Source organism: Polymorphobacter sp. PAMC 29334 (assembly GCF_019431245.1).
GTDB classification, from domain to species: Bacteria; Pseudomonadota; Alphaproteobacteria; order Sphingomonadales; family Sphingomonadaceae; genus Polymorphobacter_B; species Polymorphobacter_B megasporae.
The window spans coordinates 138,638-153,353 of sequence record NZ_CP080242.1; the positions used below are offsets into that span (position 1 = coordinate 138,638).

General features: G+C 60.4%; 14 protein-coding genes and 1 pseudogene. 10 read left to right on the plus strand and 5 right to left on the minus strand.

Annotation, left to right across the window (positions count from 1 at the left end):
• The first annotated feature begins 55 nt into the window (after positions 1-55).
• The 6 genes and pseudogenes from KZX46_RS00690 to KZX46_RS00715 all read left to right on the plus strand — a co-directional run bounded on the left by KZX46_RS00690 (position 56) and on the right by KZX46_RS00715 (position 5,828).
• Positions 56-1,093 (plus strand): alpha/beta hydrolase, encoded by a 1,038-nt coding sequence (locus tag KZX46_RS00690; protein ID WP_219774068.1) that lies wholly within the window; start codon positions 56-58, stop codon positions 1,091-1,093.
• A 236-nt stretch (positions 1,094-1,329) separates the two neighbouring features.
• Entirely contained in the window at positions 1,330-1,824 is a 495-nt protein-coding gene (locus KZX46_RS00695) for an IS5 family transposase (protein ID WP_255614818.1), read from the plus strand.
• Positions 1,825-1,867: 43 nt separating this feature from the next.
• The gene (gene istA, locus KZX46_RS00700) at positions 1,868-3,355 is read left to right on the plus strand and encodes an IS21 family transposase (protein ID WP_219774069.1); all 1,488 of its coding nucleotides are present in this window, start codon (positions 1,868-1,870) and stop codon (positions 3,353-3,355) included.
• A gap of 11 nt (positions 3,356-3,366) precedes the next feature.
• The gene (gene istB, locus KZX46_RS00705) at positions 3,367-4,209 is read left to right on the plus strand and encodes an IS21-like element helper ATPase IstB (protein WP_219774205.1); all 843 of its coding nucleotides are present in this window, start codon (positions 3,367-3,369) and stop codon (positions 4,207-4,209) included.
• A 121-nt stretch (positions 4,210-4,330) separates the two neighbouring features.
• Positions 4,331-4,747, plus strand: a pseudogene (locus KZX46_RS00710) (transposase); the annotation flags it as partial.
• A 343-nt stretch (positions 4,748-5,090) separates the two neighbouring features.
• Complete coding sequence (locus tag KZX46_RS00715; protein ID WP_219774070.1) at positions 5,091-5,828, plus strand: Crp/Fnr family transcriptional regulator; 738 nt, start codon at positions 5,091-5,093, stop codon at positions 5,826-5,828.
• Between the two features lie 198 nt (positions 5,829-6,026).
• On the opposite strand, the gene KZX46_RS00720 is transcribed toward KZX46_RS00715, so the two are convergent.
• The 3 genes from KZX46_RS00720 to KZX46_RS00730 form a co-directional block, all read right to left on the minus strand.
• Positions 6,027-6,485: a helix-turn-helix domain-containing protein gene (locus tag KZX46_RS00720; RefSeq protein WP_255614819.1), complete on the minus strand. Its 459-nt coding sequence runs from the start codon at positions 6,483-6,485 to the stop codon at positions 6,027-6,029.
• A 183-nt stretch (positions 6,486-6,668) separates the two neighbouring features.
• Complete coding sequence (locus KZX46_RS00725) at positions 6,669-7,406, minus strand: ATP-grasp fold amidoligase family protein (protein ID WP_226895872.1); 738 nt, start codon at positions 7,404-7,406, stop codon at positions 6,669-6,671.
• A 261-nt stretch (positions 7,407-7,667) separates the two neighbouring features.
• Positions 7,668-8,117 carry a hypothetical protein gene (locus KZX46_RS00730; protein WP_219774072.1) on the minus strand — a complete coding sequence of 150 codons (450 nt, stop codon included), beginning with the start codon at positions 8,115-8,117 and terminating at the stop codon, positions 7,668-7,670.
• 56 nt (positions 8,118-8,173) lie between these two features.
• On the opposite strand from KZX46_RS00730, the gene KZX46_RS00735 reads away from it, so the two are divergent.
• The 3 genes from KZX46_RS00735 (at position 8,174) to KZX46_RS00745 (ending at position 13,108) form a co-directional block, all read left to right on the plus strand.
• Positions 8,174-10,375: an ATP-dependent RecD-like DNA helicase gene (locus tag KZX46_RS00735; RefSeq protein WP_219774073.1), complete on the plus strand. Its 2,202-nt coding sequence runs from the start codon at positions 8,174-8,176 to the stop codon at positions 10,373-10,375.
• Between the two features lie 213 nt (positions 10,376-10,588).
• A complete protein-coding gene (locus KZX46_RS00740; RefSeq protein WP_219774074.1) occupies positions 10,589-11,437 on the plus strand; it encodes a hypothetical protein in 849 nt (282 codons plus the stop codon).
• 1,167 nt (positions 11,438-12,604) lie between these two features.
• The gene (locus tag KZX46_RS00745) at positions 12,605-13,108 is read left to right on the plus strand and encodes a ferritin-like domain-containing protein (protein WP_219774075.1); all 504 of its coding nucleotides are present in this window, start codon (positions 12,605-12,607) and stop codon (positions 13,106-13,108) included.
• A 130-nt stretch (positions 13,109-13,238) separates the two neighbouring features.
• Here KZX46_RS00745 and KZX46_RS00750 read toward each other — a convergent pair whose 3' ends face one another.
• A complete protein-coding gene (locus tag KZX46_RS00750) occupies positions 13,239-13,643 on the minus strand; it encodes a DUF3597 domain-containing protein (RefSeq protein WP_219774076.1) in 405 nt (134 codons plus the stop codon).
• 209 nt (positions 13,644-13,852) lie between these two features.
• Complete coding sequence (locus KZX46_RS00755) at positions 13,853-14,236, minus strand: hypothetical protein (protein WP_219774077.1); 384 nt, start codon at positions 14,234-14,236, stop codon at positions 13,853-13,855.
• Positions 14,237-14,311: 75 nt separating this feature from the next.
• On the opposite strand from KZX46_RS00755, the gene KZX46_RS00760 reads away from it, so the two are divergent.
• The gene (locus KZX46_RS00760) at positions 14,312-14,512 is read left to right on the plus strand and encodes a hypothetical protein (RefSeq protein ID WP_219774078.1); all 201 of its coding nucleotides are present in this window, start codon (positions 14,312-14,314) and stop codon (positions 14,510-14,512) included.
• Positions 14,513-14,716 lie beyond the last annotated feature (204 nt).

Below are 14,716 nucleotides of genomic sequence, written 5' to 3' on the forward strand. Positions count from 1 at the left end.
ACCTGGTCGCGACCGCGCTTTCCTTAGCGTCGGCAGAATTGATTAGCGGATCGCGGTGCTGGCAGCCAACGCGATGCGTTGTCGGGCGATGGAGCTTGAATTTACCGCCAATGACATCGCCGAAGCCGCTCGCTTTAATCGCAAGCTCGACCGATTGCCTCGTCTACGGATGCAGACGCCCGTCGGCCGCGTGGTGCTCAACGGCCTGCTGCGCCTCGCCGAACTCTATCCCCTCCTGCGGCCGCGTAAGCTGCGTGCTGAGATGGAGCTTCGAACCATCGAAGCTCTCGGCCACCGCGTGATGGTCAGGATTTTCCGGCCCGCCGGCCCGTGCCGGGGTGTCGTCCTCGACTTCCATGGCGGTGGCTGGACGATCGGCAACGCGCGCATGGCCGATATCCCGAACTCCGAACTCGTCCTGCGCACCGGGCTCGCCGTCGTGAGCGTCGATTACCAGCTCGCACTCGCGGCTTCGCTCGACACCGTCATCGAGGACTGCGTCGCCGCCATGGCGTGGACGGTCGACCAAATCAGCGCCGAGTTCGGAACCAACCGGTTTTTGGTGATGGGATCGTCGGCCGGTGCCCATCTCGCAGCGTGTGCGCTCCTCAGGCTGCGCGACCGCGGCCTCATGGGCGATCATATCGCCGGGGTCATGCTCTACTTCGGCCTCTACGATTTCGCCGGCACCGGCATGGTGCGGCACGCTGGAGCCGACACGCTGGTTCTCCACGGTCCTACCGTTCGGGCGACGCTGTGCAAGCTGACACCTAACATGAACGACATGCAGCGCCGCGACGGCTCGCTTTCTCCGCTCTATGCCGACTTGTCGGGCCTGCCGCCGGCGTTGTTCATCGTCGGCACGAAAGACATCCTGATCGAGGATAACGAGCACATGGCCGAGCTATGGGACGCTGCCAACAGCAATGCCGAGCTTCATCTGGTGCCCGAAAGCCCACACGCGTTCGTGCTGTTTGGAACGGCCATTGCGCAAAAAGTAACGGCGTATGTCGACTGGTGGCTGCTTGAACGGATAGCAGCCGTAGCGACCGCGATCGTGACCAAGCCGGGCCGCTATACAGAAGCGGCATAATCCAGTTCGGTGTGCTGTTGTATCATAGCATACGAGCGAATCTGAGCCGCGACAGCACGTCCCCATGCGTTTCGCCTTCCCGCCAGTTCGAGGTCGGCAATCTGGCGGTCGAGATCGGCCTCGAAGGCGTCTCAGTGTCTGAGCCGAAATTAAGTTGGGTGATATCAATCGGTTGCGCTTGACGCGCAGGCAGCATGTTGATTCCGAGGTTTTGCGAAGAACCAGAAGGATCAACGATGTGGACTGCTACCACCCGTGCCCAGCATGCCCGTAAGGGACCGGGCTTGCCAAGCGATTTGACCGACGCGGAATGGGCGGTGCTGGAGCCATTGCTGCCAGCAGCGGCCTCGACTTTTGGTCGTCCGCGCGAATGGCCGATGCGGCGGATCGTCGATGCCATGCTGTATCTGCTGCGCGGCGGGCTGCCGTGGCGGATGCTGCCGCCGGGTTTCCCGCCGGCGACGACGGTGCAGCGCTATTTCTACGCCTGGCGCGATGACGGCGTGTGGCAAACGATCAACCACTATCTGCTGATGGCGATCCGCGAGGCAGAAGGCCGCGAAGCCAGTCCGAGTGCCGGCGTGATCGATAGCCAGAGTGTGAAGACCACCGAGAGCGGCGGCGTTCGTGGCTATGACGCCGGTAAGAAGATCAAGGGGAGGAAGCGTGTTCATGGCGGTGACAAAGCAGGCCACGGGAGCGCGGGTATTTTGCTGAGCGCGGCGGAGTAAAATCCGGCCAGTGGTAGGTTTGCCCTTTTGGGGGCGGCCGGGGATGTTTGCCGTGGAAGTCTATGCCGCCGTCCGGCGCTTTGTGTTTGTCGAGGGCAACAGCCGGCGCGAGGCCGCGCGGATCTTCGGGCTGAGCCGCGAGACGGTGCTGAAGATGTGCCGGTTCTCGCTGCCGCCGGGTTATACGCGGACGGCTCCGGTGACGAAGCCGAAGCTGGGCGTGCTGCTGCCGGTGATCGATGCGATCCTCGAAGGCGACCTGACGGCGCCGGTGAAGCAGCGGCACACGGCGAAGCGGATCTTCGAACGGCTGCGCGATGAGCATGGCTTTGCCGGCGGCTATACCGTGGTGAAGGATCATGTCCGTATCTGCCGGGCGCGAGGGCGCGAGACCTTCGTGCCGCTGGCGCACCCGCCGGGTCATGGCCAGGTGGACTTTGGCGAGGCGGTCGCCGTGATCGGCGGGGTTCGCCAGAAGATCCACTTCTTCTGCATGGACCTGCCACAGTCGGACGCCTGCTTCGTGAAGGCGTATCCGCGCGAGACGACCGAGGCGTTCCTCGACGGGCACGTGTCGTCGTTCGCCTTCTTCGGCGGCGTGACGCTGTCGCTGCTTTACGACAACCTCAAGATCGCGGTGGCGAAGATCTGCGGCGACGGCAAGCGCGAGCGGACGCGGGCGTTTACCGAGCTGGCCAGCCATTATCTGTTCGCCGACCGGTTCGGTCGTCCGGGCAAGGGCAACGACAAGGGCAAGGTCGAGGGGCTGGTCAAGTACGCGCGCGCCAACTTCATGACGCCGATCCCGGTGGTGGCAAGTTACGACGATCTCAACGCGATGCTGGCGACGCGCTGCCGCGCGCGCCAGGACGACCGGGCCGGGCAGCATGCTCAGACCATCGGCGAGCGCCTCATCGCCGACACGGCGGCGCTGCGGCCGTTGCCGGCGACACCGCTCGAGCCGTGCGAGAAGCGCGCCGGGCGCGTGTCGTCGACCGCGTTGGTCCGATACCGCTGCAACGATTACTCGGTGCCGACGCGCTATGGGTTCCAGGACGTCATCGTAAAGGGCTTCGTCGACGAGGTCGCGATCCTGTGCGGCGGCAAGGAGATCGCCCGGCACGCCCGTTCCTATGCCGAAGGCGCGTTCGTCGCCGATCCGTTGCACTATCTCGCGCTGATCGAGATCAAGCCGAACGCGCTCGACCAGGCGGCGGCGCTGCAGGGCTGGGACCTGCCGGAGGTGTTCCAGCATCTGCGCCATCGGCTCGAAGCGCGCATGGGCAACCGCGGCAAGCGCGAGTTTATCCAGGTGCTACGGCTGATGGAGGCGATGCCCCGGCATATCGTGACGTTGGCGGTGACCGAGGCGATCCGCCTCGGCGCGATCGGCTTCGACGCGGTCAAGCTGATCGCGCTGGCGCGCATCGAGCGGCGGCCAGTACGGCTCGATCTGGCGGCGTATCCGCATCTGCCGAGGCTGACGGTGCAGACGACCCGCGCCGCCGACTACGCGGTGCTCGCCGCGTGACCGCCGAGACGATGCCGACCGGGACGACGAGCGGTGCGCCGCAGGTGTTGCTGGCGCATCACCTGCGGCAGCTGAAGCTGCCGACGGTTCTGCGCGAGTACGACAAGGTCGCGCGCGAGTGCGCCCGCGACGGCGTCGATCATCCGCGCTACCTGCTGCGACTGATCGAGCTCGAGCTGATCGACCGCGAGCGGCGGACGGTCGAGCGGCGCATCCGCGCCGCCAGGTTCCCGGCAGTGAAGAGCCTCGACACGTTCGACTTCACCGCCATCCCTGGGTTGAACAAGATGCTCGTCCTCGAGCTCTTCCGCTCCGAGTACATCGTGCGTCGCGAGAACATCATCGCGCTCGGCAACAGCGGTACCGGCAAGACGCACGTTGCCCTCGCACTCGGTCTGGCGGCCTGCCAGAAGGGGTTCACGGTCGCGTTCACCACTGCCGCCGCGCTGGTCAGCCAGCTCCTCGAAGCACGCGACGAGCGGCGTCTGCTCAAGCTCCAGCGCGACCTTGCGGCGGTGAAGCTGCTGATCATTGACGAGCTCGGCTATGTACCGCTGTCATCGACCGGGGCCGAGCTGTTGTTCGAGACCTTCTCGCAACGCTACGAGCGCGGCTCGACCATCGTCACCTCGAACCTGCCGTTCGAGGACTGGACCCAGGTGCTGGGATCCGAACGCCTCACCGGCGCGCTGCTCGATCGGCTGACCCACCACGTCAGTATCCTGACCATGAACGGCGACAGCTACCGTCTCAGGGAATCTGCCGGTCGCCGCCGCGCCGACAGCAAAGCGGCGCAAAACCAGGCCACCGTCGACGCCGTCGATCTCGACACCGGCGAGATCACCACAGTCTGACCCCAGAAGATCGACGACGAGCAGGAAGGGGCCCCGCGGGGCCCTTCCTGCTCGTCACCAACACGCCGTCAGTGGCCTGCTTTTACACCGCCGCACTGGCCTGGAATCCGACCGCCGTTGACAGAAGCGCCACATCCTGACCGACACGTGCGGCTACCTCGTCCATACGGTCGTCCATGGTGCCGACATCCAGGACCGCGACGGCGCGCCGCTTGTCATGGCCGATATTGTCGCCCGCTTCCCTTGGTTGCGACATGTTTTTGCTGACGGCGGCTATGCCGGCGACAAGCTGCGAGATGCCCTCACGACCATCGGCAGCTGGACGCTCGAAATCATCAAGCGGTCCGACGCCGCCAAGGGCTTCAAAATCCTCCCGAGACGCTGGGTCGTCGAGCGTACATTCGCTTGGCTCGGCCGCAATCGACGCCTCGCCAAGGACTTTGAGAACACCATCGAAAGCGCCACCACCTGGCTCTTCATGGCATCGGTTCAGCTCATCACCCGGAAACTCGTAACCTCATGTAATTATGCAGGATAATTATGAGTCAGACTCTCAGGGATTATCATTTAGTAGCGATCATCGCGGCTTAACAACGTATTAAATCTGCTGTTCCTCTGTTAACCACGGAAGCGCAATATTAGGAACTCGGCGTATCGTGCTGTGCAGCACTGCAGCACTGAGGCTGCCGCGATAGAAATCTTCATCTGCTTACTGTCGACCATGTTTGGCAGGTCGGAGCACTAGTCGCGGTCAGCATCGCAGGCCTCGGTTTCCATCGCTAAGGTGGACCGCCGGAGAATTGGCCCGCGGGAACGAGCAGGTTAGCTAGGCGTTCAAAACGTGCACAATCCGGCGCAAATAAATCGTCGAAAGTAGGTCTTTGGCAAGCAGTGAGTTAGCGGTCGCAAGGATTGCGGCCTTCGGCGAGCTCGGCGTCAAGGACCTTGCGTCATTGGAGCAGATGGCCGCACCCGTCCGTCAATTAGGTCGTGGCAAGACCATCCGTCACGAAGGCGATCCCGAACCAAAAATGTATTTGTTGTTAAGCGGCTGGACAGAGAGCAGCATGCTCCTTCCCAGTGGGGAGCGTCAGTCGATCAAGGTGCATTTACCGGGCGACCTGTTGGGAATGCCCGGTCTCGCAATGCGTTACGCGCCCGATACAATCCGGGCCCTGACTGAAGTCCAAGTCACGACGATCGAACCTCGTTATATTGGGGGCTTGTTTAAGACTAACCCGCGTATCGCCGCTATGCTTTTTCTTGTGTCGCAAGAAGAGCGTGTATTCTTGATGGATCGACTGGCTTCGGTTGGACGTACCGGGTCGCTTAACAGGATAGCCGCATTGATTGCACAGCTTTCGATCAGGATTGGACGACAAGATCGGAAACCGGCCGACAGTTACTTCGCGCCTTTAACGCAGTCGCAAATAGGCGATATGACCGGTATGACTGCAATCCATGTCAATCGGACGCTTCACAAGCTTGAACTTGCAAACATATGCATTTGGCGTAACCGCACCGTGACGATAATCGATCGCATCCGGTTGCAAGAGTTGGCAGGCTTTCCAAGCCGTGAACTGGCCGTAGACCACTCTTGGCTCTGCGACGCCTGTTGAGCCGCGGTGCCCATCGTCACGTGGCTTCATTATAGATCACGACAGCTCCAGCCACGTCAGTTGCCGAACGTGATGGAAGCCGCAACATCGTCCTCACGTCGGCGGCGTCCCGTGTAGTGTAGATAGGCGTCGAAGCCGGACCCCGCTAGGTTCAAGGCAAGCGATTGTAATCTTTGATCCCTCTTCCCGCAGAGGGGGTCATGATCGGCGCCGATCGAGACCCCCGTTAATGGCCTTTTTAGTATGAATTCGAGGGGTTACGAAGCGGAACAGGCGAGTCTCACCTCGACGCCTATTCACAGCCTTGGCCATCGCACGGACCGTCCAGTGCGTCGCTTCATGGTCGGGGCGTTCAAGGGTCAGGGCCACGATCTTGTCGACGAGCCCCGCCTCGAGCGGGGCGATGCCCGGCGGGCGGGTCTTGTCGCGCAGCAAACCATCGACACCTTGGGCCATGAAGCGTTCCTGCCAGCGCCACACGCAGGTCTTCGACTTACCCGTCGCTGCCATGATCGCAACAGTGCCCAGGCCGCCCGCTGTCAGGAGAATGATCCGAGCCCGCCACACGTGCTTCTGCGGGGATCCGCGCGCCGCGACAATCGCTTCAAGCCGAGCCTTGTCCGAGGCCGTGACCTCGATCCTGATACCAGTACGCATCCCCTAACGTCGCACGTCCGACCGTCGCCGGGAATCTCCAACAGGACTCGTCCGTCTCGATCAATCCACTAGCTGCAACAGTTGCTTGGGTGCGCTGATCCGTTATTAACAGTCCACTCTCGCCGCCGGCGATCAGGCCTCGAAAGCGGAATTCGGCAAGGCCACGGCTCGATAGGCGCTGTTTCACGGCGCTGCCCGTGCAGCTCTCCAGAACTCGCCCATCCGGCGATCGAGCGATGGCGGGACGACCGGAAGCAGCCCTGAACCAGGGTAGACTGTAAGTTCGCCGAATAAGGGAACGCCATCGACCTCATAGAAATCAGCGCGGAGAAAATCATAGTCAGCCGCTAGCGTCTCGGCGGCTATGATGATGCGGTCGAGCGTCGCGGGCGCAATCGGATCAGGATCAGATGTAGCCGGAGAAACGCGTCGCCATCGGCGGTCCATTACAATCCATCGGTGCGCGCTCGCGCGGTTGAGGTGGACCTGAACGAACTCCACACGCCCACCGAACACAAAGCACTTGTAGTCAATCGGCAGGATCTGATCGGAACCAATGTACGGCTCCACAATCAGCCCGCGCGGCACCTTCCCGTAGGCCCACTCGTCTAGCCACTGGCCGTAGCGCGCGCCGGCCCAGCGCCGCGCCATTCGCCTCGCCATTGGCCAGTCATCAATCTTGCGAACGAACGCTACCTGGTTGCACCCACCCCGTGGCTTGACGACCAATGGCGTTGGCCAAGGTGTTAGGTGTGGCAGGTCGTTGCCTTGCCATAGCGTCGGGATGATCCACTCGGCCCCCAGCATGGCAGCGACCAGCGCCTTGACCGCCACCTTGTCGAGCAGCACCGGCAATCTGACGTCGCGATCGAAAAGCTTGCGGTGCTGCACCCATTCCGTGAACAGCTGTGGCTCGCGCAACCGCAATGCGCGATTGTGCCGCCACATATAGGTTAAATGAACTCGTGCAGGCGCAAAAAGTGACTCCGCTGTCATTCGCTAACGGTAGTGTTGCATAGCAAGAACGCCAGCCTCCGATTTCTCACCAGTCGAAAGCCGGGATCGGGTCTTAGGCCACCGCCGGTTTCGCAACGCGTCGAACAGCAGCTATCCCTTTCGGAACCTAAGAGCAGGCAGGCAGCGATCGGCTCCATTCTGGTGGCGCATGAAGGGGAACCACTCCTATTTGCGGCGTTCGACAAATCGTCGGCGATTATGGGCTCGTGATTTTATCGTGGCACCGAATTTCCAGAAACGCACGCTACGTTCAGACGGTCCTGCCCTGACAAGGGTCCAGCAGTCGCCGGCAGGTAGCGCAACGATGCGGTGGATATGTCGGGCTTCGATTTGGTGGACAGTTCCGGGTGCGCGGTGCACCAGTTCGCTATTCCAGCCGCCACCCGGCAGGGCGTGGAATACCTCTTCAACATAGCCGCCAGTCAGGATCTCGGTCTCAAAGCCCCATGGGTGATCGTGCGGATTGGCGCGCGGTTCCTCACGCCGGAAGTGATGAAGCGTCTGACCGTTGTTGAGGTGATATTTGATGAATGCCGGAGTAAGCCGCTCGACGCGGATGATCTCAGCCCCGGGCGGGACGCGCTCGCGGGCGGCAGGAGCTACTCGCAGTCCCATCGCACCATATCGATCTGCTGTCTTTGCATCGTGGCGATTCGCGCCATATCAGAGTTATGCCCGCTTCGCCCCCCGCTTCAGCTTATAGCCAGCGTAGCGCGCCTGAGCAGCTGGCGGGTGCGGTCGAGCGCATTACCTTCCACAGCATCGAGACTGGCTACTGCGTCCTCAGGGTCAAAGCCCGTGGACAGCGCGACCTCGTGACCATGGTTGGGCACGCCGCCGCGATTGGCGCCGGTGAGCATGTCGAGGCGACGGGCATCTGGATCAACGACCGCCAACACGGGCTCCAGTTCAAGGCGGAGACAATCCGCACAACCGTCCCGACGACGCTCGAGGGGCTCGAGAAGTACCTCGGCTCGGGAATGATCAAGGGCATTGGCCCGGTCTACGCCAAAAAGCTTGTGACGGCGTTCGGCCAGAACGTGTTCGACATCATCGAGCGCGAGCCCACCCGGCTGCGAGAGGTGACCGGTATCGGTCCCGGGCGCGAGGCGAAAATCATCCGGGGGTGGAGTGATCAGCGGTCGATCCGCGAGATCATCGTCTGGCTTTATGGTCACGGCGTCAGCTCGGCGCGCGCGGTGCGGATCCACAAGACCTACGGCGAAGCGGCGATTGCGACGATCAAGGCCGATCCATACCGCCTGGCCCGCGACATCGTCGGCATCGGCTTCAAGACCGCCGACGCGATCGCGAGCAGCCTTGGCTACACGAAGGATGATCCCCGCCGTGTCCGAGCCGGTGTCGCGCATGCGCTGACCACGGCGATGGACGCCGGCCATTGCGGCTTACCAAGAAAGGAGCTGACGATCTCGGGCGCGGAGCTTCTCGATATTCCGGCGCAGCTGATCGAGGCAGCCGTGGCGGTCGAGCTCATCGCTGGTGAGGTGGTCGCTGGAACGACCGATGACTGCGAGGTCATCTTCCTCGCCGGGCTCTACCGCGCCGAGCAGAGTATCGCCGACCGCCTGCTCCGCCTGCAGACTGGCCGCCTGCCGTGGTCGGCGATCGATGCGGGCAGGGCGGTACCCTGGGTCGAGCAGAAGACCGGGCTAGCCTTGTCGGCCGGACAAGCTAATGCGCTGCGTCTCGCCGTGCTGTCCAAGGTCTGTGTCATCACCGGCGGACCGGGCGTCGGCAAGACCACCCTCGTCAACTCGATCCTCAAAGTTCTCGCGGCGAAGAAGGTCGAGATCGCCTTGGCTGCTCCGACGGGTCGCGCCGCTAAGCGGCTGTCGGAATCGACGGGAATGGACGGCATGACCTTGCATCGTTTGCTCGAGACCGATCCCAAGGAGGGCGGCTTTAAACGAAACGCCGATAATCCTCTGACGTGTCAGCTGTTGGTCGTCGACGAGACCAGCATGGTCGACGTGCCACTAATGAACGCTTTGCTCAAGGCGCTCCCCCCCGAGGCGGCGCTGCTCCTCGTCGGTGACGTCGATCAGCTCCCCTCGGTCGGGCCGGGACAGGTGCTCAAGGATATCATCGCCAGCGGCGCGGTCCCGGTGGTCCGGCTGACCGAAGTGTTTCGCCAGGCGGCGTCGAGCCGGATCATCATCAACGCCCATCGGATCAACGACGGAGTGATGCCCGACCTGACGGCGCGAGACGAGGGCGACTTTTTCTACGTCGATGCCGACGATCCTGGCGAGGTCGCCGATAAGGTGGTCGATCTTGTCGCCAAGCATATCCCGCGGCGGTTCGGGTTCGACCCCGTGCGCGACATCCAGATCCTCAGCCCGATGCAGCGCGGCGGCGCCGGTGCCCGGGCCCTCAATGCCCTGCTGCAAGCCCGTCTCAATCCCCCGACCGATCAGGCGATCGAGAAGTACGGCCACCGCTACGGTCCGGGCGACAAGGTCATGCACATCATCAACGACCGCGAGCGCGATCTCTACAACGGCGATCTTGGCGTCGTCGTTCGGGTCGACCACACCGAGAGCGAGCTGACCGCGCGGTTCGGCACGACCGAAACCGTGTTTGATTTTGGCGAACTCGACGCCTTGCAGCTCGCCTACGCGACCACCATCCACAAGTCGCAAGGCTCGGAGTACCCGGTCGTTGTTCTGCCCCTGACGATGCAGGCGTACACGATGCTCGGGCGCGAGCTCATTTACACCGCCGTCACCCGAGCCAAGAAACTTCTCGTGCTGGTCGGGCCCAGGAAAGCGCTCGCGATCGCTGTAAAGCGAAGGCAACAGCGCCGCTGGTCGCTATTGCGTGACCGGCTCACAGATCGAAGGGCGACTTGAGGAACTTCTGCTTATCGCAACCGGTTCTTCGAAAGCGGCCAGGCAGAAATCGGCCCCCAATCAGGCTACTAAATCAAACGAAGACGATTTTCTGGCTGCACAGTTATAAGACAAAATTTACGCGTTGCCTGGATCACGTCTGCCGCTCAATTCGTTATTGTAGCATGTGGACGGCGGGTTCACTGACGGCGGTAACCGCAGGAAGATTTTAGCATGCCAAAAAAGTCTGCCGGCGAATATGGCTCGATCGTCTCGCTCATTGGCACGGAGCGCGTTTACGGCATACGGGCTCAGCTAACTATGCCCAGTACCTTTCGGGTCAACGATAAGCAGGAATTGGCCGACATGGTACTCGGCAGAAACGGCCGGATCCAGCAAGGTCACCCTGATAAATATAACTATTTTGATGCTTACTTTTCTCTATGCGCTCTACAAAATGGCGAGGACGGTCGCGTCGAAGCGGGCATTTTTAAATATTCCGGCGAAGAAGGTGACTGGCATGCCATTCGCACGGGAGTAGGCATGCTGCCGCCGCATGCACCGGCACCGTTTCACGGCAAGAAAATATCCGAGCATACGTTACGAAAGCCGTGTTTGATCGAAGTGTTATTTTTGCCGAACGATCCACGCCAAATTACGTTCAAAGTTGATGGAGAAATTATTGCCGGTCCGATGCAACTGAATGTTCCTATCAGCCAGCATGAATACGATACTGGCGGTTTGTTTCCGAAGGTATCGATTGGCATGTGTAATTACGCTGGCGACATCAGCTTCGGCCAAACGACATTTAGCGCGATAGAGGTGACACATAGCCGCGTCGATATCAGCGCGGGTCTGCGTAAATGGGTCGCTCCCAAGATCATGCACCTAAAGACTAAGTTTACAAATGGGGACAACATTCTCCACCGCTTTGACCAGCACTCTTTTACTGGGTGGATGCCTCCAGGGCCGCATGCAAGAGCAAAGTCCAAGCAACTTCCGAACCTAGCCGCACGACAATCGCTAAAGCCAGGGCAGGAGCGGCTAGAGGTTCCGTTCGTGCCAAACCGGCCGATGAGTTGAGCGACCAACGCACGTTCAAATACGAGAGGTAATACGCTTACCGGATCAGACATCGGTCTGAAGATGTGGGCACGTAATTCAGCTGAAAGCGAGGCCTTTGCTGGCGCCAGCGAGCCGGACCCCGCGCTGACGAGGAAGTCGCTGCTTCGCGGTAGGTTCAGCATGGCCGTATCTGGCGTAGGTCGAACGGCGGCTTTGCTGCTTTTCAACCCCTAAAGCCGCCGGGCGGTTATCGGCCCCATGCCAGTCAGCAGCCGACTTCGTCCATGCTCGGGCCGACTATGGGGTGGAAGCAGACATTGCAGACCGTTGCTAATAGCTAGCCCCGTCGACCAAACGCCGTGGCAGGTGGCTCCAAACTTCGGTGTCGAACATCCTGAGGTTGACGCCCATGCGAGCGTACGCTGGGTCTGTTGGTGTCCAGTGCGTCGTGCAGCCACACGTGGGGCAGTGCCATAGATCGAGCGCGCAATCGCCTTGCCGGTAGGCAATACCGGCGCCGTGAACGGTCACGGCGTCGGGCGGGCAATAGCACCAAAGCCCAGCGTTGCGCCGGCATATCGAGCAATTGCACTCGGTCGCTTCAATGGGCGCATGGCGCAGAATGATCTGAACATCACCGCAATGGCAGCTTCCCCGATAATCGCTCATCTTCGGCCCCCCACCGAGGCGCTTGACACTACTGTCAAGCAGAGGAAGAAACAAGGCCGATAGCCGCTGCGCGATTGGCTGACATCGACGGACCAGCCGAGTAAATCGACTATCGTGAATGGCGATATTCAAGTCACAGATCAAGCACCATTCATCAAAGCGGCTTACATTAGAATTCGCTGTATACATCCGCTTCTAACTCAATTACGAGTCTCGTATCAGTTACGTTGCGTAAAATTGTTTATGATTTATTTACTGTTTTGCAAGATGGTTCAAACTTATGAGGCTTGTGATTTTAACTACTGAATGGTTTCGCGGCGGGAGGGCTCGCGATTAAAGCCGAGGGGAACCCCTTACTTTAGCACATCCCAACAATCCCAGAGGCTTAAGTCCAAGAAAAGCAGTCTGCATTGACGCCTCTTGATAGCAGCGAGGGATGCGCCAAACGTTCTTACCGGTCTGGAACCCCGTGGCGGCACAATCGCTCTTCGGCGAGAAACCAAGAGGAGACAGACGATGTCAGATGCGCCCGAGGATCTAAAAGATCTGTACGCGGAGGAGATGAAGGATCTCTGGTCGGCGAATGACCAGATGACCAAGGTTGTCAAGAAAATGGCCGGCAAGGCGACCGACGCTGGTCTCAAGCAGATGTTCGATAAGGCGGTTGATGGCATCGGCAAGCATACCGAGGTCCTCAAGACGCTGATTGAAGCGGCGGGCGAGAAGGTCAAGAAGGAGCATTGTAAGGGCATGGAGGGCCTCGTTGCCGAAGCGACCAAGCACTGCCTCGGCGAGGACGCTCCCGAGGCGGGTCCGGTCCTCGACGCACAGATGATCGCGCAATACCAGAGGATGACGCACTACGGCATCGCCGGCTTCGGCACAGCCGCTGCGTATGCCAAGGCGCTCGGCGAGAAAGACGCGGCGTCGAAGCTGAGCGCAGCGACCAAGGAAATCTACGGTGGTGACGAATTCGCGACAAAGCTGGCCGACACCGCAGTCAATGCCAAAGCAAAGTAGTCTCGCAGTGGTTCTGAAAAGGGTACGTCACTTCATTTAATCGGCAGAATTACTGGGCCGAGACACGACTCACAACGTCGTAATTTTGTAATTTAGGGACGGGCCAGCGATGGCCCGTCCCTATCTATTTCTATTTCATGCTGTCGGGTACTTTTCCGCCATTCTCGGCGAGCTTGATCATCACCGCTTTGTGAAGGGCAATGTTTTCGTCGGCAGTGCCGTCGGCTCCGACATGGACCTTGAGCTCGTTGGCCAAGCCCTTGCGTGCATCAAGGCTCGAATCAAGTTCGAGGAGCTTGAGCAGATCGACGATCGACGTCTGCCAATTCCCTCCGCCGCCGTGTGTTGCAGCCATCGCCGTCAGCACCGCCTCGACATCAACCGGCGCGGCTGACGCAGGCGCCGAGGGAATTGCTCCGGCCTTGACGGGGGATGATGCTGATGCTGATGCCGCCGGTGCGGTCGCTGCTGGTGCAGTCGCCGCTGCCGCTGGATGGTGGAAAATCTTGTCCATGATGGTTCCGAATAGGCTCATTGCTCATACTCCGTGACAGTGGTTGCCGAACGCGCGGAAAGCGTCGTCCATGCGACAACTATCGTGTGGACGTGACGGGTGCGCTACGATACGCCACCGCCAAGCTCTAATTGATCCGCGCTACGGCAGCTATCCTGTTACGGATCTCGATAAGCTGCCCGACGTCTTTCGGCCCTTCCGTTGTGACGCGAAGATACTTCTGGTCGCTTTCAGTGCCGTGTTGCCGCCCCGATCGATAAGCTAGCGACGACGTCGCCGTCCTCGTCGACGATCTCTAAAACGCTTCCCGAAAGCTTCAAAGCGTGGTCGGCCTGGCGTCGTTCCTGCCGGGCTAATGTGAAGCGACCGATTGCGATCGCATCGGAAAGGTTGCCGAACTCCGCTTCTCCGCCGTTCGCATGCGTGGCATCGCCTGTCCGCACCTGAAAACTATATCGCGCCATGAAGTAACTCTCGATGATTAACTGTAACGCTCGTCCTGTCTGATCGCTATGGCTTGGATACACCACTGACACGCCTGATCGAGCCGCGACGTCGGGCCCCTGCGGCACCTGCACCGCCATGCAATCGGTCACCATATATTTAAGAATCATAGTTACCGCTTTGAAATGACTTGGACTTGATCTGTCGGTCGCGTAAACACTCTGTTAATATTCTGGAGGCCTGCGATGGCAGAGAAGATTATCGACTATGTCGTTCGATCGAGCGACGGCTCCTGGACGGTATGCCGGCGGAGTTTCGATCCGGCGCTGTCGTGGCTGCAAACGCGCGAAGTCTCTCAGCATTTCGCTCGTGAAGACGCTGTTTTGGAGATGCGGGACCGAAATTTGATGCATGCGCTAAATGGAATACCCTCCAACCTTGCTTGATCGATCCGATAGCGTTCTGGTAAATAAGTCCTGAAGTTTTGGGGGATTTGGAGTGGCTGAGGTTGTCGTCAATTTCGCCGTCCGGACCGGGGACGGCGCATGGACTGTATGTCGCCGCGAGCTCGACAGTCGGATTACGTGGCTGACGACGGCAAATGTCGCAAGGCGGGCTGAGCGACTACGCTGCGAACTTACATACGAAAA